The 22,743-nt window shown below is 72.2% G+C and carries 21 protein-coding genes; 3 read left to right on the top strand and 18 right to left on the bottom strand.

The window, feature by feature from the left end; genetic code table 11:
* Positions 1–2: 2 nt before the first annotated feature.
* Both ACGFIB_RS00920 and ACGFIB_RS00925 read left to right on the top strand, forming a co-directional pair.
* Positions 3–1,238, top strand: a complete 1,236-nt coding sequence (locus tag ACGFIB_RS00920; protein ID WP_393367646.1) for a MerR family transcriptional regulator — start codon at positions 3–5, stop codon at positions 1,236–1,238.
* Positions 1,235–2,809: an MFS transporter gene (locus ACGFIB_RS00925; RefSeq protein WP_393367648.1), complete on the top strand. Its 1,575-nt coding sequence runs from the start codon at positions 1,235–1,237 to the stop codon at positions 2,807–2,809. The genes ACGFIB_RS00920 and ACGFIB_RS00925 overlap by 4 nt, the downstream gene beginning before the upstream one ends.
* Here ACGFIB_RS00925 and ACGFIB_RS00930 read toward each other — a convergent pair.
* The 9 genes from ACGFIB_RS00930 to ACGFIB_RS00970 form a co-directional block, all read right to left on the bottom strand.
* A complete protein-coding gene (locus ACGFIB_RS00930) occupies positions 2,766–3,860 on the bottom strand; it encodes a prephenate dehydrogenase (protein WP_142568812.1) in 1,095 nt (364 codons plus the stop codon). The genes ACGFIB_RS00925 and ACGFIB_RS00930 overlap by 44 nt on opposite strands.
* Before the next feature lie 242 nt (positions 3,861–4,102).
* Positions 4,103–4,462: a chorismate mutase gene (gene aroH / locus ACGFIB_RS00935; protein ID WP_142568810.1), complete on the bottom strand. Its 360-nt coding sequence runs from the start codon at positions 4,460–4,462 to the stop codon at positions 4,103–4,105.
* A gap of 114 nt (positions 4,463–4,576) precedes the next feature.
* Complete coding sequence (locus ACGFIB_RS00940) at positions 4,577–5,518, bottom strand: pseudouridine synthase (RefSeq protein WP_357240373.1); 942 nt, start codon at positions 5,516–5,518, stop codon at positions 4,577–4,579.
* A 1,100-nt stretch (positions 5,519–6,618) separates the two neighbouring features.
* A complete protein-coding gene (scpB, locus tag ACGFIB_RS00945) occupies positions 6,619–7,329 on the bottom strand; it encodes an SMC-Scp complex subunit ScpB (protein ID WP_357258092.1) in 711 nt (236 codons plus the stop codon).
* Positions 7,330–7,426: 97 nt separating this feature from the next.
* Positions 7,427–8,302, bottom strand: a complete 876-nt coding sequence (locus tag ACGFIB_RS00950; protein ID WP_393367651.1) for a segregation and condensation protein A — start codon at positions 8,300–8,302, stop codon at positions 7,427–7,429.
* 46 nt (positions 8,303–8,348) lie between these two features.
* Positions 8,349–9,191, bottom strand: a complete 843-nt coding sequence (locus ACGFIB_RS00955) for a ParA family protein (protein ID WP_373292520.1) — start codon at positions 9,189–9,191, stop codon at positions 8,349–8,351.
* A gap of 143 nt (positions 9,192–9,334) precedes the next feature.
* Positions 9,335–10,345, bottom strand: coding sequence for a site-specific tyrosine recombinase XerD (locus ACGFIB_RS00960; protein ID WP_393367653.1), 1,011 nt, complete (start codon positions 10,343–10,345; stop codon positions 9,335–9,337).
* 35 nt (positions 10,346–10,380) lie between these two features.
* A complete protein-coding gene (locus tag ACGFIB_RS00965) occupies positions 10,381–10,992 on the bottom strand; it encodes an NUDIX domain-containing protein (protein WP_229689651.1) in 612 nt (203 codons plus the stop codon).
* 14 nt (positions 10,993–11,006) lie between these two features.
* Positions 11,007–12,677, bottom strand: a complete 1,671-nt coding sequence (locus ACGFIB_RS00970; RefSeq protein ID WP_191050654.1) for a CTP synthase — start codon at positions 12,675–12,677, stop codon at positions 11,007–11,009.
* Positions 12,678–12,834: 157 nt separating this feature from the next.
* On the opposite strand from ACGFIB_RS00970, the gene ACGFIB_RS00975 reads away from it, so the two are divergent.
* A complete protein-coding gene (locus tag ACGFIB_RS00975; protein ID WP_393367655.1) occupies positions 12,835–13,548 on the top strand; it encodes an acyltransferase in 714 nt (237 codons plus the stop codon).
* A gap of 66 nt (positions 13,549–13,614) precedes the next feature.
* Here the strand turns inward: ACGFIB_RS00975 and ACGFIB_RS00980 are convergent, their stop codons facing one another.
* The 9 genes from ACGFIB_RS00980 to ACGFIB_RS01020 form a co-directional block, all read right to left on the bottom strand.
* Complete coding sequence (locus tag ACGFIB_RS00980) at positions 13,615–14,220, bottom strand: DUF4126 domain-containing protein (protein WP_357022255.1); 606 nt, start codon at positions 14,218–14,220, stop codon at positions 13,615–13,617.
* A 177-nt stretch (positions 14,221–14,397) separates the two neighbouring features.
* Entirely contained in the window at positions 14,398–14,985 is a 588-nt protein-coding gene (locus ACGFIB_RS00985; protein WP_393367657.1) for a hypothetical protein, read from the bottom strand.
* 60 nt (positions 14,986–15,045) lie between these two features.
* On the bottom strand, positions 15,046–16,293 hold the full coding sequence (locus ACGFIB_RS00990) for a sensor histidine kinase (protein ID WP_393367659.1): 1,248 nt from the start codon (positions 16,291–16,293) through the stop codon (positions 15,046–15,048).
* Positions 16,294–16,399: 106 nt separating this feature from the next.
* Positions 16,400–16,882: an RrF2 family transcriptional regulator gene (locus tag ACGFIB_RS00995; protein ID WP_142568788.1), complete on the bottom strand. Its 483-nt coding sequence runs from the start codon at positions 16,880–16,882 to the stop codon at positions 16,400–16,402.
* A 217-nt stretch (positions 16,883–17,099) separates the two neighbouring features.
* Positions 17,100–17,657: a hypothetical protein gene (locus tag ACGFIB_RS01000; protein WP_357258084.1), complete on the bottom strand. Its 558-nt coding sequence runs from the start codon at positions 17,655–17,657 to the stop codon at positions 17,100–17,102.
* Between the two features lie 283 nt (positions 17,658–17,940).
* Positions 17,941–20,052, bottom strand: a complete 2,112-nt coding sequence (uvrB, locus tag ACGFIB_RS01005) for an excinuclease ABC subunit UvrB (protein WP_142568784.1) — start codon at positions 20,050–20,052, stop codon at positions 17,941–17,943.
* 264 nt (positions 20,053–20,316) lie between these two features.
* Positions 20,317–20,922 (bottom strand): energy-coupling factor transporter transmembrane component T family protein, encoded by a 606-nt coding sequence (locus ACGFIB_RS01010; protein ID WP_393367662.1) that lies wholly within the window; start codon positions 20,920–20,922, stop codon positions 20,317–20,319.
* The gene (locus ACGFIB_RS01015; protein WP_142568780.1) at positions 20,919–21,593 is read right to left on the bottom strand and encodes an energy-coupling factor ABC transporter ATP-binding protein; all 675 of its coding nucleotides are present in this window, start codon (positions 21,591–21,593) and stop codon (positions 20,919–20,921) included. Before ACGFIB_RS01015 ends, ACGFIB_RS01010 begins: the two co-directional genes overlap by 4 nt.
* Entirely contained in the window at positions 21,594–22,742 is a 1,149-nt protein-coding gene (locus ACGFIB_RS01020; RefSeq protein WP_393367664.1) for a thiolase family protein, read from the bottom strand.
* Position 22,743 lies beyond the last annotated feature (1 nt).

Genomic DNA, 22,743 nt, shown 5'->3' on the forward strand with positions numbered 1-22,743 from the left:
TGGTGCGGGAGCTGCTGACCATCGGGACGTTCGCGCAGGCCGCCCGGCTGTCACCCAAGGCGTTGCGGCTGTACGACGAGGTCGGACTGCTGCGGCCGGCCGCGGTGGACGGCGAGTCGGGATACCGCTACTACGACCCGGCCCAGCTGGAGCGGGCCCGCCTGATCGCCCGCCTGCGGCGGCTCGGCATGCCGTTGGCACGAATCCGGCGGGTGTGCGACCTGCCCGTGCCGGACGCGGCCGAGGAGGTGGCCGCCTACTGGCGGCACGTCACGGCCGAGACCGAAGCCCGGGGCCGGCTCGCCGCCTTCCTCGTCGACCACCTGTCGGGAAGGGGCAGCGCCGTGAAGGACACCACGACCATGCCGGGGATCCGTTACGCCGCCCGGTCGGAGACGGGACCGGTGCGGACGAGCAACGAGGACGTCGCGTACGCCGGTGAGCGGTTGCTGGCGGTGGCCGACGGGATGCGCGGGCCGGGCGGCGACCGCGCCGCCGCGGCGGCCGTCGACGCGCTCAAGCGCCTGCGGCCCCTGTCCACGCTTCCCGAGGACCTGCTCGGCGCGCTCGCCGACGCCGTCGCCGACGCCGAGCGGGCGATCCGGGACATCGCCGCCTCGACACCCGCGGGGCAGGTGGTCACCACGCTGACCGCGCTGGTGTGGTCCGGGCCACGACTCGCGCTGGTGCACATCGGCGACAGCCGGGCGTACCTGTTCCGCGACGGCGGACTGTTCCAGATCACCCACGACCACTCGTACGTGCAGTCGTTGATCGACGAGGGCCGGCTCACCCCGGAGGAGGCCGTGTCCCACCCCCGGCGCTCGCTTCTGGTACGCGCGCTGACCGGCACCGGATCCTCCCTGCCCGACCTGTCGATGCACGAGGCCGTCCCCGGCGACCGTTACCTGCTCTGCACGGACGGCCTGCCGGGTGTCGTGCCGGTCGGCGTGCTGCGCGAGACGCTCGCAGGTTCCGGCGGTCCGCGGCATGTCGTCGACGAGCTGATCGACCGGGCGTACGCCGCCGGCGCCCCCGACAACGTGGCCTGCGTGGTCGCCGACGTGGTGGCCGACGTCGTGGCCGGCACCACGTCCGGCCCGGCGGCTTACCTGGCGGCTGACCCGGTCGCCGAGCCGGGGGCTGACGCCACGGCCGACGCCACGGCTGGCCCGGTGGCCGACCCGGCGGCGCAGGAGGGATCCCCGGCCGGCGGCGAGGGCGGGGCAGCGCGATGAGCGCCACGACGGCGCGGCCGCCCCGTTCTTCCACCTGTTCCTCCAGGCCGGCCTCCGCCTGGGCCTTCACCGTCGACTGCCGGCCGCTGGCCATCCCGGCGTTCCGCCGGATGTGGGCCGCCTCGGTGATCTGTGCGGTGGGCGGGTCCTTCAGCGTGGTCGCGGTGCCGACGCAACTGTTCACGGTCACCGGCTCGTCGGCGGCCGTGGGAGCGGCCGCGGGGGTGTCGTTCGCCGCGATGGTCGCCGCGGCGGTGTGGAGCGGTGCCCTCGCCGACAGAATGGACCGGCGGACGATGCTGCTGGCCGCCCACCTCGGCCTGGCACTGACATACGCGGCGCTGTGGCTCCAGGCGGTCCTGGGCAGCCGCTCCGTCCCCGTCCTGCTGGTGGCGGTGGCCTTGCAGGGGCTGACCTACGGGACGGTCCTGACGACGACGGGGGCCACTGTGCCCCGCCTCGTCCCGGCCCGGTTGCTGCCGGCCGCCAACAGCCTCAGCTCACTGGTCCGCTACGGCGGGTCGGTCCTGGGGCCGATGCTCGCCGGTGTGCTGGTCCCGGTCGTGGGGCTCGGCACGCTGTATCTCCTCGACGCCGTCGCGCTGCTCGCCGTGGTGTGGGCCGTCGCCATGTTGCCACCGTTGCCACCGTTGCCACCGCTGCCGCCGCTGCCGCCTCCGACCACGGGCACGGGCACGGGCACTGGCACTGGCACTGGCACTGGCACTGGCACGGAGGAGAGCGCAGTGGGCACGGAGGGCGGCGGCCGGGGCACCTCGGCGGCCCGCCGGACGCTGGCCGGGTTCCGATACCTGGCGGCCGACAGGCTGCTGGTGGCGGTGCTGGCCGTGGACCTCGCGGCCATGATCTTCGGCATGCCGTCGGCGCTGTTTCCCGAGCTGGCCCGTCACGTCTTCGGCGGCACGGCGGGAGGCGGCACGCAGACGGGACTGCTCTACGCGGCCTACCCCGCCGGAGTCTTCGCGGCCGGGCTGCTGTCGGGCACGTTCACCCGCGCCCGGCGCCACGGCGCCCTCGTGGCGGTCGCCGCCGTCGCGTGGGGCATCACCGTCGTGCTCGTCGGCCTGGCCCCCGAGCTGTGGATCGCGCTGGCGGCGCTCATGCTCGGCGGCGCGGTCAACTTCGTGCTGAGCACCTTCCGCACCACGATCGTTCAGGCGCACACCGGCGACGCCGTACGCGGGCGCGTGCAGGGCGCGCTCACCGTCGTGCTGGTGGGAGGGCCGCAGATCGCGAATGTGCTGCACGGTTCCGCCGGCGCCGCGCTACAGGACGTCACCGGCCCCCTGCACGACGCCGCCAGCGCGTTGTCCGGCCCGCGCATCGTCATTTGTGCGGGCGGGCTGCTCACGGTGGTCACCGTGACGGCGATCGCCTGGGCGATCCCCGACCTGCGCCGCTACATCGCCCCCGCTCCCGCCCCCACTCTCACCCGCGCCCCCGCCCCGGCCCCCGTCCTGGGGCCGGTGGCCGGTCCGGCGTCACCGGTGGTGCCGGCAGACCGGGTCAGCCCGGCATCTGCCAGCCGCGCTCGCGCAGGCCGTGGGTGAGCGCTTCCGCCGCCTCCGGCCGGACGTACAGCTCGGCCGCGCCGAGCTCCAGCCCGGTGGCGTGCTCCAGGCGGATGTCCTCGATGTTGACGCCCGTCTCGCCCGCGGCCTGGACCAGCCGGGCCAGCTCGCCGGGTCGGTCGCCGATGAACACCTGGACCACCGCGTACGTCCGCGCCGGACCACCGTGCTTGCCGGGGATCCTGCCGGTGCCCCGCACGCCGCGCGACAGGAGGTCGGTGACCTGCCTCATGGCCGCGCCGTCGCCCGCCAGCGCGCGAAGCGAGCGCGCGGCGGCGCTCAGGTCGGCCACAAGCGCCTCCAGCACCTCGGCGACGGGCAGCGCGTTGCCCTCAAGGATGCCGGCCCACAGCGCGGGGTCGCTGGCGGCGATGCGGGTCACATCGCGCACACCCTGCCCCGACAGCCCGAGCGCCGTCTCCGACGCCTCCGCCAGCCGGGCCGCCACCGCGGCGGCCGTCACATGCGGGGCGTGCGAGACGACCGCGACGGCGCGGTCGTGCTCGGCCGCGTCCACCCGCACGGCGTTGCCCCCGCACAGCGAGATCAGCCGCTCCACCGCGGCCACCGCCCGCGGGGACGCCTCGTCCGTCGGACAGTACGCCCACGGACGGCCGAGAAACAGGTCGGCGCGGGCCGCCGCCGGGCCGGACCGCTCACGACCCGCAAGCGGATGCCCCGCGACGTACGCCGTCAGGTCGCAGCCGAGCTGCGCGGCCTGCGCCAGCGGGAGCGCCTTCACACTCGCCACGTCGGTGTAGAAGCGGGCGCTGTCGCGCTTTTGCAGGTCGAGCAGTTGCTGCGCGACGAACTGGGGCGGCACGGCGACGACCGCGAGATCCACCCGGTGCTCGCCGGTCCAGTCCTCCCCCGCGCCCAGTTCACGCGCGAGCCGTACGGCTCCCGCGTCCCGGTCGGCCAGGAAGACCCGCACGTCCCGCAGCCGCAGCGCCAGTGCGATCGACGTGCCGATGAGGCCCGTCCCGACAACGACCACACTGCCGACCTCGGCGTCCTCGATGGGAGTCATCGTGTTCTTCCTGCCGTCGCCGTCCCCGGGTGCGCTGCCCGCGACGGCTGTCTCGTGGGTGGATGATGATGGTTCCCCGCGCGGTCGTCCCTGTGTGGTCGTGCCTGTGTGGTCGTGCCGGGCGACGCCTGCCGGGGGATGCTCGAAGGACGGCCCCATCAGAGCCGGTCGAGGCCCGTCGGGTCCGTCAGGGCCTTGTCGGGGCCTGTCCGCTGCGCCTGTCCGGGCCCGTCCGGGTCAACTCACTGGGCGATGTCCACGCGCAGCGCCACGGCGCCGCGCAGATACACGTGCTGGATCTCCTGCCGGGGGCGGTCGGTCTGCACGTGGGCCATCAGCCGCACCACGCGCGGAAGCGCGCCCGGCACGTCGATCTCGGTCGCGCACAGCAGGGGCACGTCGTGGAACCCGAGCTTGCGCGCCGCCAGCGCGGGGAACTCGGCGGTGAGGTCGGGCGTGCACGTGAAGATCACACTGATCACGTCGTCGGTCGTGAGGTTGTTGCGCCCCATCACCTCGGTCACCAGCTCGGTCGCCCCGGCGAGGATCGCGTCACGATCGTTGCCGTCGACCTGGATGGCTCCGCGAATCGCCCGCACCATAACGTTCCCCTCTCGCTGGGACGGGCCGTCTCCTGCGGAGACGAGCCCGACCCATCTACGTGACTTTCAGCCAATTCTGCCCGACTTGCGGCTTTCGCCCGTCGCGCGGAAAGGCTACAGGCCGACCGCCGCGTACAGGTCACCGATTTCCTGCACGGTGAGCGTACGGATGGTTCCCGGCTTGAGCCGGCCGAGCTTGACCGGACCGAACTCGATGCGGGCCAGGTCGATCACTCGGTGCCCGACCGTCTCCATCAGCCGCCGGACGATGTGCTTGCGGCCCTCGTGCAGGATGACCTCGACCAGCGCCTGCTGGCCGTGCTCCTGCACCACCCGGAACTCGTCCACCTTGGCGAGGCCGTCCTCCAGCTCCACGCCCTTGCGCAGCACCTTGTGCAGGTCACGCGCGACGGGACCGGGCACCTTGGCCCAGTACTTCTTCTGCACGCCGTAGCTCGGGTGGGTCAGCCGGTGAGCCAGCTCGCCGTCGTTGGTCAGCAGCAGCAGGCCCTCGGTCTCGGTGTCGAGACGCCCCACGTGGAACAGCCGGGGCGCGAGGTCCTGCACGTAGTCGTTCAGGCACGGCCGGCCGTCGGGGTCGTCCATCGTGCTCACCACACCGATCGGCTTGTTGAGCGCGTAGTAGACGGTCTCCGAGGACGTGGGGATGCGCTTGCCGTCGACGCGGATGATTTGCTTGGCCGGATCGACACGCGCGCCGAAGCGGCGCACCGTCTGTCCGTCCACCGACACCCGGCCGTCGCCGATCATCTCCTCGCACGCCCGCCGGCTGGCCACTCCGGCCTGGGCGAGCACCTTCTGCAGCCGGTCACCGCCCGGCACCTCGGTCGTGTCGCGCTCGTCGGTGTAGTTCTCGTCGTAGAAGTCCGGGTCGCGCAGCGGCTGCCGGGACGTCTTGAACGGGTTGCCCGCCGAGCCGCTCGCGCCAGGACGCTTGGAACCTCCCGCGGGCCGCGCCGCGCCGCGCGAGCCTCCGCTCGCTCCGGCACCGCCGGACCGGCCGCGCTCACCGCCCAGGCGGCCGATCGTCTGCACCTCGTCACGGCTCGCACGGCCCCTGCCGCCGCCGCGCGCCGCGCGGAAGTCGCCGCGCCCGGGCCGCGCGCTTCGAGTCTCACCGTCGCCGCGCGTGCCACCGCTCTCACGGTCGCCACGCCCGCTCCATGCTCCACGGTCGCCGCGGTCGCTCCGTACCTCACGGTCGCCGCGCGGGCTCCGGCCGTCGCGGTCCTCGTCACGGAAGGGTGCCCGCTTCGTCTCACGCGTCGTCTCGTAGCCGCCGTCGCGGTCGCGCGGCCGATCCCGGCCGCCCTCCGGCCTGCCGTACCGGCCCCGCGAACCGGCCCCGTCCGCACGGAACGAGGGACGGTCGGCACGGTCGCCGGAGAAGGCGTCCCGGGCGCCGCGCTCCCGGCCGGAACCGCGATCGCCGTCAAAGCCGCGATCGAAACCACGACCGCCATCACGGGCAGGCCCGCGATCGAAACCACGACCACCGTCACGGGCAGGCCCACGGTCGAAACCACGACCACCGTCACGGGCAGGCCCACGGTCGAAACCACGACCACCGTCACGGGCAGGCCCACGGTCGAAACCACGACCGCCATCACGGGCAGGCCCACGGTCGAAACCACGACCGCCGTCGCGCTCGCCGGAACGGCCGCCCTCGGGCCTGCCGTACGTGCCGCGAGAACCGCTCCGCTCGGCGCGGAAGGGGGCCCGGTCGTTGTCGCGATACCGCTCGCCGCCGGAACGCGTATCGCGGCGGCCCGTGTCACCGTAACGACCGGTGTCACCCTGACGGCCGCGGGAGCGGTCGTCGCGGCCGTCGCCGGGACGGCGGTCGCCGTACCGGTCGCCGCGCGGGGCCTCCTCGTCGCGGAACCGCCTGGAGTCCGGCCTGTCGGACCGGGAGTCGGGCCGGGAATCGGGCCGGGAATCGGACCTTGAGCCGGACCGGGAGTCGAAACCGTACCCGGGCCGGGAACCAGGGACGCGGGAACCGCCGCGCCGGTCGCCCTGGGGGCGGAAGCCGCCGGATCCGCCACGGGATCCACTCTGGCTCGCGCCCTGCTGACCGGTGCTCCGGCTCCGACCGCGTCCCTCACCGGACGGGGTGCCACGCCTGTTGTCCACTACTTCTGCTCCTCAAGAATTTCCACGTCGTCCGGGAGGAACGGGGCGAGTTCGGGAAGCTCGTCGAGACTCCGCAGCCCCAGTCTCTCCAGGAAGTAACTCGTCGTCCGGTAGAGCACTGCCTGGCTCTCCGGGTCGGTTCCGGCCTCTTCCACGAGGCCTCGTGCGACCAGCGTCCGCATGACGCCGTCGCTGCTCACGCCGCGCACCGCCGCCACCCGGGCCCGGCTGACCGGCTGCCGGTAGGCGACCACGGCGAGGGTCTCCAGCGCGGCCTGTGTCAGCCGCGCCTGCTGGCCGTCCCTGACGAACCTCTCCACCAGAGCGGCGCATTCCGCCCTGGTGTAGAAGCGCCAGCCTCCGGCCACCTCTCGCAGGTCGAAACCCCGTCCGGCGGCCGTGTATTCCTCCGACAGCGCGCGGAGCGCGGCGGCGACCTCCGCCGTCGGGCGTTCGAGCACCTGAGCCAGGGTCACCTCGGCGACCGGCTCGTCCACCACCATCAGGATCGCTTCGAGGGCCGCGGCGAGCGTGGCCCCCTCGACCGGCGGCTCCGCCTCGGGCTCCCGGGCGACAGGGGCCGGATCCGGCGATCCGAGGCCGGATGACGCGACCGCGCCGCCGTCGCGCCCCGTCACATCGCCGGCGGAGCCGGAGAGACCGTCGCCGGAGAGGTCGTCGCCGGAACCGGGGGTGTCGCTCGCTTCCATCGCTCCTCGCTCGTCGTACGGCTCACGTCTCCACCGCGCCACTCGTTCGGCGTCCTGGCTCGGCGCGGCCTCAAGTGACCGGGCGCGGCGGCCCGTCTCACTCGTCCCGTGCGGCAGCCGCCTCGGCGGGCCGCTCCTCGCGCCGGCCCTCGTCGTAGTCGTCGCCCACCGTGACGTCGCCGTCGGCGGCTCCCGTCCAGGTGACGTAGAGGTCGCCCAGCGGTTCGAGCTGCTCGAAGGAGACCGCGGCCTCCCGGAACAGCTCAAGGACGGCCAGGAAGCGGGCGACGACCTCGAAGGTCCCCGTGCAGTCGGCGGTCAGCGCCCGGAAGGTCGCCGTGTGCAGCCGCCTCAGCCGCTCCACCAGAATAGCGGCTTGCTCCCTGACGCTGGCCAGCGGTTGGTAGATGTGCGAGACCGACACCGACGGCGGGGCCTTGGGAGTGAAGGCCCGTGCCGCGATCTTGGCGAGTTGCTCGGGCCCGATGCCGAGCACGAGTTCCGGCAGCAGGTCGGCGAAGCGCTTTTCCATCGGCACGGCGCGCGGGAAGCGCAGCGCCTCCTCCGCCATCCGGCCGGAGAAGATCTTCGCGACCTCCTTGTACGCCCGATACTGCAGCAGCCGGGCGAACAGCAGGTCGCGGGCCTCCAGCAGGGCGAGGTCCTCCTCGTCCTCCACCTCTCCGGTGGGCAGCAACCGGGCCGCCTTGAGGTCGAGCAGAGTCGCCGCGACGAGCAGGAAGTGGCTGGTCTGGTCGAGGTCCCACTCCGGGCCCCGCGACCGGATGTACGCGATGAACTCGTCGGTGACCTTGTGCAGGGACACCTCGGTGATGTCCAGCTTGTGCTTGGAGATCAGCCCGAGCAGCAGGTCGAACGGCCCTTCGAAGACGTCCAGGTGCACCTGGAAGCCGCTCGGGGCGCTCTCCTCGCTCCCCCGGTCGGTGTCCGGGCCGGTCGTCACACCTGCCATTGTCGCCTACCGGCCCGATCGTGCGGCACCTGTGCCGACATCACCGTCAGACGCGGGCGGGCCACCTGGCCAGCAGCTCACGGGCCAGCTCACGGTAGGCGGTGGCGCCCATCGAGCCGGGGTCGAACTGCGTGATCGGCTCCCCCGCCAGGGTGGCGTCGGGGAAGCGCACCGTCCGGTTGATGACCGTGTGGAACACCTTGTCGCCGAAGCCCTGCATGATCGTCTGCAGCACCTCGCGGGCGTGCAGCGTGCGGGGGTCGTACATCGTGGCGAGCAGGCCGTCGATCTCCAGGCTCTTGTTGAGCCGCTCCTGGACCTTGCCGATCGACTCCATGAGCAGCGCGACGCCGCGCAGCGCGAAGAACTCGCACTCCAGCGGGATGATCACGCTGTGCGCGCAGGTCAGCGCGTTGACCGTCAGCAGGCCGAGCGAGGGCTGGCAGTCGATCAGGCAGATGTCGTAGTGCGGCAGGAGAGGCTCCAGCACCCGTTGCAGCGCGTACTCACGCGCCACCTCGTTGACGAGCCGGATCTCCGCGCCGGACAGGAAGATGTTGCTCGGCAGGAGCTCCATGCCCTCGACGGTGGTGTCGAGCAGCACGTCCTCGACCGTGACGTCGGGCTCCTCCATGAGCAGTTCGTAGACCGTCGACTCCAGCGGCCGGGGGTCTATGCCGAGACCGACCGACAGCGCGCCCTGCGGGTCGAAGTCCACGAGCAGGACCCGCTGGCCGACCTCGGCGAGCGCGGCCCCCAGATTGATCGTGGTCGTCGTCTTGCCGACGCCGCCCTTCTGGTTCACCATCGCGACGATGCGCGCGGGGCCGTGTGACTCCGGCGGGGTCGGATCGGGGAACACCGGGCGGGGACGACCGGTAGGCCCTATCGTGCTGGGAGCTCCCACCCACGTCCCCTCTGTGGTCGCAGTCACCTGTTGGTCCTCCCTGACGGCCCTCGAACCTGATCGAATCTAAAGGGTAGGCACGTGGTGGGCAAGGCGGCGCGCCAAAGGCCCGCGAGATGGGCCTTCTAATGCAGCGCGCGGGGATGCGCCGCCGCGTAGACCTCCCGGAGCTTGTCGACCGTCACCAGGGTGTACACCTGCGTGGTGGTCACGGAGGCGTGGCCGAGCAACTCCTGGACAACCCTAACGTCGGCGCCCCCGTCCAGGAGGTGGGTTGCGAACGAATGGCGCAACATGTGCGGCGATACCCCGGAAAGTCCGGCTCGTTCCGCCGCCGCCTGCAGCACCTCCCAGGCGCCCTGCCGCGTGAGCCGCCCGCCCCGCGCGTTGAGGAACAGCGCGGGTGTCCCCCTGCCGTGCGCGGCCAGCAGGGGCCTGGCCCTAACCAGGTACGCGTCGAGCGCCTGGCGGGCGAAGCGGCCGAGCGGCACGATCCTGGTCCGCCCACCCTTGCCGTGCAGCCACACCTGGTCGTGGTCCCCGTCCTGGTCCCGGTCCCCGTCGTGGGCATGGGTCCCGTTGTGGGCATGCGTCCCGTTGTGGGCATGGGTCCAGTCGCGGGCGTCGTCTTCGTCGTGAGCCGGCCCCGTGGGCACGTCGTCGACCGCCAGCCCCACGGCCTCGGAGATCCGGGCGCCCGTGCCGTACAGGACCTCCAGCAGCGCGCGGTTGCGCAGGGCGAGCGGCGAGTCCTCCGGGCCGCAGGCGGCGATGAGCCGCTCGACCTCCGCGACGGTGATCGCCTTGGGGAGCCGCCGGAGCTGGCGCGGCGGGCGCACCTCGTGCGCGGGGTCGTGCCCCGCCACCCCCTCGCGCAGGGCGAAGCGGTGCAGCCCGCGTACGGCCGACACGGCGCGGGCGGCCGAGCTGGCGACCAGCGCCGGGTGGTCCTCGTCGCCCTCCCGCAGCGCGGCGAGGAAGGCGACCACGTCCGACTCGGCGACCTGCGCGAACGTCTCGAGCCCGCGCGCCCGGAGATGTTCGACGTATCGGCGCAGGTCGCGCCGGTAGGAGGCGAGCGTGTTGGCAGACAGCCCCCGCTCCACCGCCAGATGGGCGAGGTAGCTGGACAGCACCGCCTCGGGCTCGCTCAGGACGTCTCCCTACGGACTCATGCCTCCGGGGCGTCGGCGGGACGAAGGCCCTTGAATCCGTCGGCGGAAGCAGTGTATGCGGCGAGGATACCGGCGACGGCAGGAGAATTGTGGATCATCCCGCTCAGCACCTTGTCGACCGCCGCGCCCAGGGGAATCCAGACCACCGGCATGTCGGTCTCTTCGTGGTGGCGCACGTAGGTGTTCTCCTCGTCGGGGATCGCCTCCACGTCGCGGGCCAGGAAGACCCGGATCCGCTCGTCCGACATGCCGGGGGAGGTGCGCAGGTCGACCAGCGTGTGCCACGTACGCGCCCGGTAGGCGGCCTCCTCGGCGAGCTCGCGCGCCGCGCACTCCACCAGCGGCTCGCCCGGCACGTCGCGGATGCCGGCCGGCAGCTCCCACAGCAGGCGCCGCGCCGGATGCCGATACTGGCGGATCAGCAGCACGCGGTCCTCGTCGTCGAGGGCGAGCACCGCGACCGCGCCGGGGTGGACGACGTAGTCGCGGTCGGCGGTCACCCCGCCGGGCATCTCCACCGTGTCGGTGCGCACCGTGATGACCCGCCCGGAGAAGTGCTCGGCGGAGGCGACGACGTTCCAGGACTCTTCGGTGTCTTCGATCTTCACCGTGTTCTCCGCCGTCACTTGGCCCGGCCCGCCTTCGCCACGTTCTCCCGCCGGCCCGCGTACTCCAGCGCGGCCTGGACCAGTCCCTTGAACAGGGGGTGCGACCGGGTCGGGCGGGAGCGGAACTCCGGATGGGCCTGCGTGCCGATGAAGAACGGGTGCTGGTCGGTGGCCAGCTCGGCGTACTCGACGAGGCGGCCGTCGGGCGACAGGCCGGAGAACACCATGCCGACCTTCTCCAGCCGGTCCCGGTAGGAGTTGTTCACCTCGTAGCGGTGCCGGTGGCGCTCCTCCACCTTGGCCTTGCCGTACATGCGGCGGGCCAGCGAGCCCTCCACGAGCTTGGCCGGGTAGAGGCCGAGCCGCATGGTGCCGCCCATGTCGCGCTCACCCGCGACGACGTCCTTCTGGTCGGCCATGGTCGAAATGACCGGATTGATGGTCTCGGAGTCGAACTCGGTGCTGCCCGCGTCCTCGATCCCGGCCAGGTGGCGAGCCGCGTCGATGACCATGCACTGCATGCCGAGGCAGATGCCGAGCAGGGGGACGCGCTGCTCGCGGGCGTGCCGTACGGCGCCGACCTTGCCCTCGATGCCGCGCACCCCGAAACCGCCGGGGATCAGCACGCCGTCGACGCCGTCCAGCTCGCGGGCCGCGCCCTCGGGAGTCTCACAGTCGTCGCTCTTGACCCAGCGGATGTTGACGCGCGCGTCGTTGGCGAAGCCGCCCGCGCGCAGCGCCTCGGTGACCGACAGGTACGCGTCGGGCAGGTCGATGTACTTGCCGACCAGCGCGATCGTGACCTCCTTGGCGGGCCGGTGGACCCGGCGCAGGAGCTGGTCCCACTCGGTCCACTCCACGTCGCGGAACGGCAGGCCGAGCCGGCGCACCACGTACGCGTCGAGACCCTCGGCGTGCAGGACCTTCGGGATGTCGTAGATCGAGGCCGCGTCGACCGCGGAGACCACGGCGTCCTCGTCCACGTCGCACATGAGGCTGATCTTGCGCTTGAGCGAGGTGGTGATGGGGCGGTCCGAGCGGCAGACGATCGCGTCGGGCTGGATGCCGATGCTGCGCAGCGCGGCGACCGAGTGCTGCGTGGGCTTGGTCTTCAGCTCCCCGCTCGGGCCGATGTACGGCAGCAGGGAGACGTGCAGGAAGAAGACGTTGTCGCGGCCGACCTCGTGGCGCACCTGCCGGACGGCCTCCAGGAACGGCAGCGACTCGATGTCGCCGACCGTGCCGCCGACCTCGGTGATGACCACGTCGACGTCCGGGCCCGCCATGCCGCGGATGCGGTCCTTGATCTCGTTGGTGATGTGCGGGATGACCTGGACGGTGTCGCCCAGGTACTCGCCGCGCCGCTCCTTGGCGATCACATTCGAGTAGACCTGGCCGGTGGTGACGTTGGCGGAGCCGTGCAGCTCCGTGTCGAGGAAGCGCTCGTAGTGGCCGATGTCGAGGTCCGTCTCGGCCCCGTCGTCGGTGACGAACACCTCACCGTGCTGGAAGGGGTTCATCGTGCCGGGGTCGACGTTCAGGTAGGGATCGAGCTTCTGCATGGTGACGCGGAGGCCGCGAAGCTTGAGGAGACGACCGAGGCTGGAGGCCGTGAGTCCCTTGCCGAGACTGGAGGCGACGCCGCCGGTGACGAACAGATGCTTGGTTTGTGCGGCGCTGCGCAAGAAGAACTCCCGTGGTCGTTGTCGATCCGGCCGTCCGGATTGGACGCCGCGATGCCCACGGGCTCTCAGAATATCAAACGCTGGGCAACATTGGGCTTGCCACGTGCACTAACCCCACATGACGGGACAAGCCGACCTAACGGTAACTTGTCGCGCTATGTCGTTCGTGAAGCGCGCCGTCGGCCGTCTGGTCCACCGAGGGTGGGCCTACGTGCGGGAGGCCGCGGCGATCAGCCCTGCCGCCCCGGGCGGCTACCGGTTCCGCCGCATGGGCGAGGGAGTGTGCCTGTCCTTCCCCCAGGGCGCCATCTTCGGCGAGCACTGGATCGAGATCGGCCCGCACACCCTCGTCGGGGAGCGGGTGTCGATCTCCGCCGGCATGGGCCCCGGAGTCGACCTCGGGCCCGACTCGATCGTGCGGATCGGCAGGGGCTGCTCGATCGGCAGGGGCAGCCACATCGTCGGCCACCAGTCGATCGACATCGGCGACGACGTCTTCACCGGCCCCTACGTCTACATCACCGACCAGAACCACGTGTACGACGACCCCGAGACGCCCGTCGGGCGGCAGTGGCCGCGCAACAAGCCGGTCTCCATCGGCTCGGGATCCTGGATCGGAACAGGGGCGATCATCCTGCCGGGGACGCGGATCGGCCGCCAGTCGGTGGTCGCCGGCGGCGCCGTGGTGCGCGGCGAGTTCCCCGACCACTCGGTGATCGCCGGGGTCCCCGCCAAGGTCGTCCGCCGGCACTCCCCCGACCTCGGCTGGCACAGTCCCTCGGCCGCACGCCTCACCTCACCCTTTCCCGCCGACTCCGGCCCCCGCCCGCACCCCCACCCTCGCCCCGAGCACGAGTCACGTACGGCCTGACCGAACGCCGGCACTTGCAGCCGCCTCTGGGTCTGCGGCAGCGGCCGGAACCGGACGTCCCTGTCGTCAGCCGGGCGGCGCGGCGACTCGGGCCCGGCGGGCCGCCCGGTAGCGCCGCACCCTGCGGATGAGCCGCCAGGCCACGAAGGCCAGCACGGCCAGCGCCACCACGACCAGGACCGGCAGGAAGATCGCGATCAGGCTCATGCCGAGCGAGCCCACGTCCTCGACCGTGCTGATGACCGGTGCGCCCACGCCCGCCGTGGTGGCGTTCACCACCGGTCGCGTTGTGGCCTTGATCACGTGCACGGCGAGGGCGACGGCGATCCCCAGCAGCCAGCCGACCGCCGGGTGCTCGGCCATCCACGCCGAGTTGTCGACCTTCGCCGCGGCCGCCGTCGCGCTGAAGACCACACCGCCCGACGCGGGCCGCACCGCCGTCTGGATCATGTCGTTGACGTGGTCGACCACGGGCACCTTGTCGAGGACGAACTCGGCGACCAGCAGCACGGCGACGATCGCGAGGACCCAGGTGTCGGACAGCCAGGCGAACTCGGCCGGCAGCCGCACGGCATCGGTGATCCGCGCGAGCACGCCGACGAGCAGCAACGGGATGTACGCGTTGAGCCCGGCCGCGGTCGACAGTCCGAGCCCGGTGAGCGCCGCCAACATGAGCAACCTCCTCCGGCCGGCGGGACGATCCCGCCTTTCCGTCAACGGACGGCCCCGGCGCCGTGTCCCCGGTTACTCCCGGGAATCGGGCTTGCGACTGCCATGCGGGGGTGAGGCGGTGAGGCGGCTCGATGCGGCCGGTCTGCCGAGCCGTCCGGTCGATGTCCGGAGACGCCGTCAGCCAGTCGCGGAGGCGAGTGCGTCAATCGCCACGGCGAGGTCCTCGGCGCGGGCACCGCGCTTCGCCAGCGCGCCAAGGCGCTGCGCCTGCTCTCTGGTGGGGAGGAAACCGGTCAGCAACGCGGGCAGGAGCAGCCGTCTGGCGAGCACCTCGGGGGTGGAGATGCCCTCGGGCCGGCGGACCACCGAGACGTTCACCCGGATCGCGTGCTCGTTTCCCGGCGGCACCCCGGGACGGTCGGTCTCCCTGGCGGCGTAACGCATGCCGTGTGCCACGTCGCAGCGTGGGCACCCCGTCCGGCGGCCCAGCGGGCCGCCGCACTGGTCGCAGGCCAGGCGGTCGAGCGCGGCGTCAACCACGCGCCAATCATGCCGGTCCGGCTCGTCTGCCACCATCTCGGCGAGCATCCGCTCACTGTCGGGCGTGACACGGTCGCCGAACTCGCACAGGAGGAAGTCCCGCCAGCCCTCTTCCACGATGGCGTCGACCAGCTCCGCACACCGCGGGCAACCGGGGGCACCGCCGTACTCCCAGCCGTGACAGGACGGGCACCGCCGCAGCGGCTCCCCCACCGCAGGTCGCATGATCACCTTTCCGCGTGGGCACTCCCCGCGCGCCCGCCACCAGGACTGCGCTCCAAGGCGTCACCCGACGCGGTCGCACTCATAGCCTGGCGGTCGGCGCGCGGGCCAGATGTTCCTCCTGGCCCTGACCGCCGTTTCCCCGGGCGCGAAGGTCCACTTTCCTGCGGCTCCCGCCGTTCCCACCAGCGGCAACATCAGCACGAACCGGGCGCCTACCGGCGAGTCCTCGATGCGCAGGGTGCCCTTGTGGGCGCGGGCGATGTCGCGGGAGATGGCGAGGCCGAGTCCGCTGCCGCCGGAATCCCGGCGACGTGCCTCGTCCAGGCGGACGAAGCGCTCGAAGACACGCTCGCGGTCCTCCGGGGGCACGCCCGCCCCGTCGTCGGTGACCGCGACGAGAGCCTGGCCGCCCACGGAGTCGACCGATACCGTGACGGCGCTGACCGCATGCCGCCGCGCGTTGCTCAAAAGGTTGCCGACCAGTCGGGCCAACTGGATCCGGGAGCCGTGGACGCGCACGTCGCGCCCCGCCCGGACGCGCACCGGCACCCCGGGGCCCAGGGCGGCCACCTCCCCCGTCACCAGCGCGCCGAGCTCTATAAGCTCCGGCGAGGCCGCATCGGGCCCGCGCAGCCGGGTCAGCAGCAGCAGGTCGTCGACGATCTCTTCGAGCCGGTCGGTGGCCCGCAGGGCTCCCTGGATGGTGTCGCGCGGGTCGACGTCGTCGGGATAGAGGAGAGCCTCCTCCAGTCGTGCCCGCAGGCCGGCGATCGGCGTCCTGAGCTCATGAGAGGTGGTGGAGGCGAACTGGCGCTCCCGCTCCACCGGGCGAAGGGTCCGGCCCACCGCCCACCACGTCACCCAGGCCACCGAAACCAAGATCAAGATGCCACCCGCGGAGATGACGTACTCCAGATTGTGCGTGGCCAGAAGGGACGGCTGCGCCGTTCCGGCGTAGACGACCGGCGAGTCCACCGCGGGAGAGACCCGATTGGCCATGAGCATGACGCACCGGCCCCGCCCGGAGCACTCGGTGCGCTTTTGGAGGCGATCGTCGGCCGGCGGCCGCAGCGTGCTGAGCGGCGGCATGCCCGCGGCCTGCAGGCTGGAGTTGACGACCCTGCCGCGGGCATCCACGAACTGGACGAGGGGGATGTCGGTGAGGGTGGGGATCGGACGGGGCACGGCGCCGTTGCGCGCCGCCGCGCTCCATCGTGCGGCGGCCTGCTCGGCCGCGAAGAAGACTTGGTTCTGGATTCTGTAGCGGATCGCCAGGTCGAGGGCGACGCCTCCCACGATCAGAGCCACCAATAAGAGCCCTGCCGTCGCGATCGTGGAGCGCGTTTGTATGGACTGCGGATTCACCTCCGGCTTCCCCTCCCCGATGTCGGCGAACAGCTCTATCTCATGACGATCAGTTCTGCTCGTACCAGCGACGGATCACTTCGCCCGCCTGGGGCGCACGGCGGTTGGCCGCGGCCTGCACGTCGGCCAGCGTCTGCGCGGTCAGCGCCTGCCGCCACGCCAGCTCGGCCTTGCGCATCGCGGTCGAGACCGCGCACGGGGCGCGGAACTGCGATTCCGGCCTCGCCACGCCGGCCCCACGCCGCCGGATCTCCGTGCACTGGAACGCCTCGCCAGGTCCTTCGATTGCCATGACGACGTCCATGACCGTGATCTCCTCCAGTGGCCGGGCCAACCGGAACCCGCCCCTCGCTCCCGGAGTGGATGTCATGATCCCGGCCCTTGCCAGCGCCTGGAGTTGCTTGTTCAGGTAAGCGGACGGCAGTTCGAACCCAGCGGCGAGCTTCGCCGTCGAGACCGGCACCTCGTTGCCGAGCCATGCCAACGTCAGGCAACAGTGCATCGCCCACTCGACGCCTTCACTCATCCGCATAACTGGATACTACACATCCAGGTTGAAATCGGGAACCATCGTGCCTGGTCAGAATGGGTGCCGCCACCGTGCGCGGACCGGAACGCGGGCCAGAACGCGGGCCAGAACGCGAACCGGAAGCGGACCGGGACGCGGGCCGGAGCGCCGACCGGAACGCCGACCGGAACGCCGACCGGAACGCGGACCGGAGCGCGGACCGGAGCGCGGTTCAGTCGCCTTACCGGGTAGCGGGCTCGAGCACCAGCACGGCGGTATCACCCGCGACCTGTGCGAGCCGCAGGCCGACGTCGCCGACGCGGCCCGGCCTGCTCGTGCCGATCGTCACCGCTCCGCTCACCCGGCAGCGGTCGTTGTAGCAACTGCGGCTGATGTGGATGTTCGCGCCGTCGACGACCGTCGAGGTGCCGGTGAAGGCGAGCCTGACCGCGTCTCCCCGCAGACCCAGCACGGTGATCTCGTCCACGCCCAGTCTCGAGTCGATCGGGATGCCGGCCCCTTCACGCACCCGCACCTCGCAGTCGCCGTCCCGGCATCCGGCGAGGTCGCTCGGCGCCGCCGACGGGCTGGGCGTCGCCGACGGGCTGGGCACCGGCGACGGTGCAGGCGTCGCGGACGAGCTGGTCATGACCGGGGCGAGCGTGACCGGCCGGTTCACCGGCACCGCGGCGAACGACCGCGCCGGAACCTCACCGCAACCGGCGAGAAGCACGGTCACTGACCCGGCGGCGAGCACGAGACCGGCGGCGGAGTTGGACGCGACGGTCGTCGAACGCATGATTTCCCCGATTGCCGCAGACGGATTCGCCCGGCGGGATCCGCTCGAATACACCGCCCCATGACACGTGGACGTGAATCCACGCGCCGACGAATGCCTTCCCCACGAAAGACCAGGTCAACCGCGCCCGGAGCCGCGCCGCCGCTCATTTCCCCGCAGTCGGCGGGATTCTCAGCGGGATGAGTACGTCATTACTCCAACCGGTATACACATGTCACTCACCGGCAGTTCCAGCGCACAATTCACCGGAATTCGCCGAAATTGCGCGACACGGGTGCCGCCGTCACTTCACGCCGGCCTCGCGCATGTCGCGCACCTCCCGCTTGAGCTCCTTGATCTCGTCACGCAGCCGGGCCGCCACCTCGAACTGCAGGTCGGCGGCGGCGGTGTGCATCTGCTCGGTCAGCGACTCGATCAGCGACTCCAACTGGGCCCGTGGCATCTCCCCCGCGATCGCCTTCGCGTGCTGGCCCGCCCCGCGGGACGCGAGGCCCGGCACCGGCGCCTTGCCGCGAGACTGCTGGCGCCCGGCGCCGCCGAGAAGCTGCGCGGTGTCGGCGTCCTCACGAACCAGGCTGTCCAGGATGTCGGCGATCTTCTTGCGCAGCGGCTGCGGGTCGATGCCGCGCGCCTCGTTGTAGGCGATCTGCTTGGCCCGGCGCCGGTTGGTCTCCTCGATCGCCCGCTCCATGCTCGGCGTGATCTTGTCGGCGTACATGTGGACCTGACCGGACACGTTGCGGGCCGCGCGGCCGATCGTCTGGATGAGCGAGGTCTCCGAACGCAGGAAGCCCTCCTTGTCGGCGTCGAGGATCGACACCAGCGACACCTCGGGCAGGTCGAGGCCCTCACGCAGCAGGTTGATGCCGACCAGCACGTCGAACTCGCCCATGCGCAGCTCGCGCAGCAGCTCGATGCGGCGCAGGGTGTCGACCTCGCTGTGCAGGTAGCGGACCCGGATGCCGTTGTCGAGCAGGTAGTCGGTGAGGTCCTCGGACATCTTCTTGGTCAGCGTGGTGACCAGGACCCGCTCGTCCCGCTCGGCCCGGGCCCGGATCTCCTCCATGAGGTCGTCGATCTGGCCCTTGGTGGGCTTGATGATCACCTCGGGGTCCACCAGGCCGGTGGGGCGGATGACCTGCTCCACCACCTCGCCCTTGCTGCGGCCCAGCTCGTACGGACCCGGCGTGGCGGACAGGTAGACGGTCTGGCCGATGCGCCCCAGGAACTCCTCCCACTTGAGCGGGCGGTTGTCCATCGCCGACGGCAGGCGGAACCCGTGGTCGACCAGCGTCCGCTTGCGCGAGGCGTCACCCTCGTACATCGCGCCGATCTGGGGGACGGTCTGGTGCGACTCGTCCAGCACGAGCAGGAAGTCGTCGGGGAAGAAGTCGAGCAGCGTGTGCGGCGCGGTGCCCGCCTCGCGGCCGTCGATGTGCCGCGAGTAGTTCTCGATCCCGGCGCAGGTGCCGACCTGGCGCATCATCTCGATGTCGTAGGTGGTGCGCATGCGCAGCCGCTGGGCCTCGAGCAGCTTGCCCTGCCGCTCCAGGTCGGCGAGCCGCTCCGCGAGCTCCGCCTCGATGCCGGCGATCGCCCGCTCCATCCGCTCGGGACCGGCCACGTAGTGGGAGGCGGGGAAGATGTGCAGCTCGTCGTCCTCGGCGATGACCTCGCCGGTCAGCGGGTGCAGCGTGGCCAGCTTCTCGATCTCGTCGCCGAACATCTCGATGCGGACGGCCAGCTCCTGGTAGACCGGGATGACCTCGACCGTGTCGCCGCGCACCCGGAAAGTGCCCCGGGTGAAGGCCAGGTCGTTGCGGGTGTACTGCATGTCGACCAGCCGCCGCAGCAACTGGTCGCGCTCGATCTGCTGGCCGACCTTGAGCCCGACCATCCGGTCGACGTACTCCTGCGGCGTGCCCAGGCCGTAGATGCAGGAGACGGAGGCGACGACCACCACATCACGGCGCGACACCAGCGACCAGGTCGCCGAGTGGCGCAGCCGCTCGACCTCCTCGTTGATCGAGGAGTCCTTCTCGATGTAGGTGTCGCTCTGCGGGACGTACGCCTCGGGCTGGTAGTAGTCGTAGTAGGACACGAAATACTCGACCGCGTTGTTGGGCAGCATCTCGCGCAGCTCGTTGGCGAACTGGGCGGCGAGCGTCTTGTTCGGCTGCATGACCAGCGTCGGGCGTTGCACCCGCTCGATGAGCCACGCCACCGTCGCGGTCTTGCCCGTGCCGGTCGCGCCGAGCAGGACGGAGTCCTTCTCCCCGGCCCTGACCCGGCGCTCCAGCTCCGTGATCGCCGTGGGCTGGTCGCCGGACGGCGTCATGTCGGTGACGACCTGGAAGGGCGCGACCTTCCGCTTCAGGTCCATCATGGATGTCATCGGCCGTTCAGCTCCTCACTTGCCCCGTCCACCGGCGCGGGCGGGCTCACAGAGACACGCGCCCGTTCCGGTTCACATGCATAACCTATGCGCGGCCACCGACATTTCCGGTCCCGATGCCGGACCGCCCTTCGCTTCCGGACAACGCTCGCCTCCAGACCGCCGATCGCCGCCGCTCCGAGCCGCTACCGCCCGGAGTCCCTGCCGCCCAGAGCCGCTACCGCCCGGAGCCGCTACCGCCCCCGGCCGGTCGCCGAGGCCCGTTCAGTCGTCGAGGCCGCGCGCGGCGAGCGCCTCGCCCAGCGCGTCGGCGTGCCGCAAGGCGCCCACCACCAGCGGCACGGCGAAGGCGCGCGGGCTCCGCTCGACCCCTCTGGCGCGCTGGGCCTCCCGCACCCGGGTGACCAGATCCGCGATCACCGGGACGCTGCGCAGCGTGAGGGACAGCAGCAGCGACAGGCGGAACGGATCGAGGCCGGCGAACCTGACGGGCGCGAGGCAGCGCTCCAGGCAGGCCATGAGGGCGCCGGTGCGCGTTGTGAGGGTGACCAGCCCGGCCAGGGCGACGGCGAGCACCACCCGGAGCGTCGAGGACACCGCCGTGGGCAGGTCCGCGAACACCAGTTGCACGCCGAACAGCGCCACGGCGAACCAGCGGACGGGCCGCACCTGCGCCCAGGCCGCGGTGAGCCCGACCCCGGAGACGGCGTACAGCAGGATGACGGCGGCCGCGGCGCCCGCCAGCGCCGCGGGCGAGCGCAGCAGCAGAAGCACCGTGCAGGACACGGCGAGCCCGGCGAGCTTGGCCCCGGCGGGCAGCCGGTGCAGGAGCGAGCCGCCGGGCACGAAGGCGCCGGTGAGCCCGCTCACGCCATCATCTTCCTGTAGTGGCCGATCGCGGCGGCGGGCTCGGCGTCGGCGACGATCCGCCCCTCGTCGACCACGAGCACGCGGTCGAAGTCCTCCAGCAGCGGGAGGTCGTGGGTCACCACGACCACCTGCTGCGAAAGAGTCGGCAGCAGCGCGGCGACCTGCCGGGAGTGGCGCAGATCGAGCAGCGTGGTCGGCTCGTCCATGATCAGGATCTCCGGTTCGAGCACCAGGACCGAGCAGAGGGCGAGCAACTGCTTCTGCCCGCCGGACAGGTGGTGCGCGGGGTGGTCGGCGTGCTCCGCCAGGCCGTACCTCTCCAGGACCTCCCGCACGCGGCGCTCGACCTCGTCGCGCGCCAGCCCCTTGCGGCGCAGCGAGAATGCCACGTCCTCGGCCACCGTGGGCATCACGATCTGCGCGTCCGGGTCGGTGAACAGGAACCCCACGCCGCGCCTGATGCGGGCCGCGTGGCGGCGGGTGTCGAGCCCGGACACCGTCACGGTGCCCGAGGACGGCAGGACCAGCCCGTTGATCAGGCGGGCGAGCGTGCTCTTGCCCGAGCCGTTGGCCCCCACCACGCCCACGCGGCGCTCGGTCAGCGAGGCCGTGACACCGCGCAGCACCTCGCGCTGCCCGAGCCGCACATGAACGTCGTCCAGCCGGATCACTCACACCACCTCGAACAGGGCGGCGATGCCGAGACCGCCGCCAACCGCGACCGCCGCCAAACCCAGAGTCCCCGCCGGCGCCCCGGCGAGCCGGCTGAACAGCCGGGTCACCACCACCGCTCCGCTCGCGCCCCAGGGGTGGCCGAGGGCGAGCGCGCCGCCGTCGGCGCACACGCGCTCGGAGTCCGCGCCGAGCGGATCGAGGCCGAGCGCGTCGGTGACCGCGAGCACCTGCGCCGCGAACGCCTCCACGATCTCCACCGCCGCCACCCTCTCCAGGTCCGCTCCGGCCCGCCGCAGCACGCGCCGTACGGCGGGCACCGGTCCCCACCCGGGCAGCGCGGGGTCACAGCCGGCGACGGCGCCCGCCAGCAGGCGCAGGCCGGGCAGGCCGGTCGCCGCGCGCAGCCGCTCGGGCACGATCGCGACGGCCGCGGCCCCGTCGCTCACCGGGGAGGAGTTGCCGGCCGTCACCGTACCCCCCGGCACGAACGCGGCGGGCAGCCGGGCCAGCGAAGCCGGCCGCAGCACGCGCGGGCGCTGGTCGTCCACGCGTCCGCCGATCGGGACGATCTCGCGCGCGAACCGGCCGGCCTCCCGGGCGGCCAGCGCCCGCGCGTGGCTCCGGCAGGCGTACGCGTCCTGGCGCTCCCTGGTCACGCCGCGCGCGGCGGCGAGCGCCTCGGCGGCCGGGCCCATGTCCGGGTCGGGGTGCCCCTCCGGGGCGAACGGCGCCCGCTCGTACGGCACGGCCGGCTCGCCCTCGCGCCGGCGGTGCGCCCGCAGCGGCGCGGTGGACGCGCTCTCGACACCCCCGGCGACGACGAGGTCCGCCTCGCCGCAGCGGACCGCCTGGGCGGCCAGCAGGATCGCGGCGAGCCCGCTGCCGCACTGCCGGTCGACGGTGACGCCGGGCACCTCGTGCCCCATCCCGGCGGCCAGCGCGCAGACCCGGGCGAGGTTGCCCCCGGGTCCCGTGCAGTTGCCCAGCACCACGTCGTCCACCGGAACGCCGAGAGGCGCCACGTCGCGGGCGACCGCCTCGATGACGGGCGCGGCGAGCCGGTCGGCCGTCAGGCTCCGGAACGCGTGGCCGGCGGTGCCGATGGGGGTGCGGCGGGCCGCCACGACGACGGCGTGCTCGTCCATG

This window comes from Microbispora bryophytorum, assembly GCF_043197435.1.
Lineage (GTDB): Bacteria > Actinomycetota > Actinomycetes > Streptosporangiales > Streptosporangiaceae > Microbispora > Microbispora bryophytorum.

Coding starts and splice junctions, on each gene's coding strand:
- ACGFIB_RS01000 (WP_357258084.1), bottom strand. CDS start 17,657: ATGCGTTCGACGACCGTCGCGTCCAACTCCGCCGCCGGTCTCGTGCTC.
- ACGFIB_RS00950 (WP_393367651.1), bottom strand. CDS start 8,302: ATGGCAGGTGTGACGACCGGCCCGGACACCGACCGGGGGAGCGAGGAG.
- ACGFIB_RS00925 (WP_393367648.1), top strand. CDS start 1,235: ATGAGCGCCACGACGGCGCGGCCGCCCCGTTCTTCCACCTGTTCCTCC.
- ACGFIB_RS01020 (WP_393367664.1), bottom strand. CDS start 22,742: ATGGACGAGCACGCCGTCGTCGTGGCGGCCCGCCGCACCCCCATCGGC.
- scpB (WP_357258092.1), bottom strand. CDS start 7,329: ATGGAAGCGAGCGACACCCCCGGTTCCGGCGACGACCTCTCCGGCGAC.
- uvrB (WP_142568784.1), bottom strand. CDS start 20,052: ATGACATCCATGATGGACCTGAAGCGGAAGGTCGCGCCCTTCCAGGTC.
- aroH (WP_142568810.1), bottom strand. CDS start 4,462: ATGGTGCGGGCGATTCGCGGAGCCATCCAGGTCGACGGCAACGATCGT.
- ACGFIB_RS00930 (WP_142568812.1), bottom strand. CDS start 3,860: ATGACTCCCATCGAGGACGCCGAGGTCGGCAGTGTGGTCGTTGTCGGG.
- ACGFIB_RS00985 (WP_393367657.1), bottom strand. CDS start 14,985: ATGCGACCTGCGGTGGGGGAGCCGCTGCGGCGGTGCCCGTCCTGTCAC.
- ACGFIB_RS00975 (WP_393367655.1), top strand. CDS start 12,835: ATGTCGTTCGTGAAGCGCGCCGTCGGCCGTCTGGTCCACCGAGGGTGG.
- ACGFIB_RS00980 (WP_357022255.1), bottom strand. CDS start 14,220: ATGTTGGCGGCGCTCACCGGGCTCGGACTGTCGACCGCGGCCGGGCTC.
- ACGFIB_RS00995 (WP_142568788.1), bottom strand. CDS start 16,882: ATGCGGATGAGTGAAGGCGTCGAGTGGGCGATGCACTGTTGCCTGACG.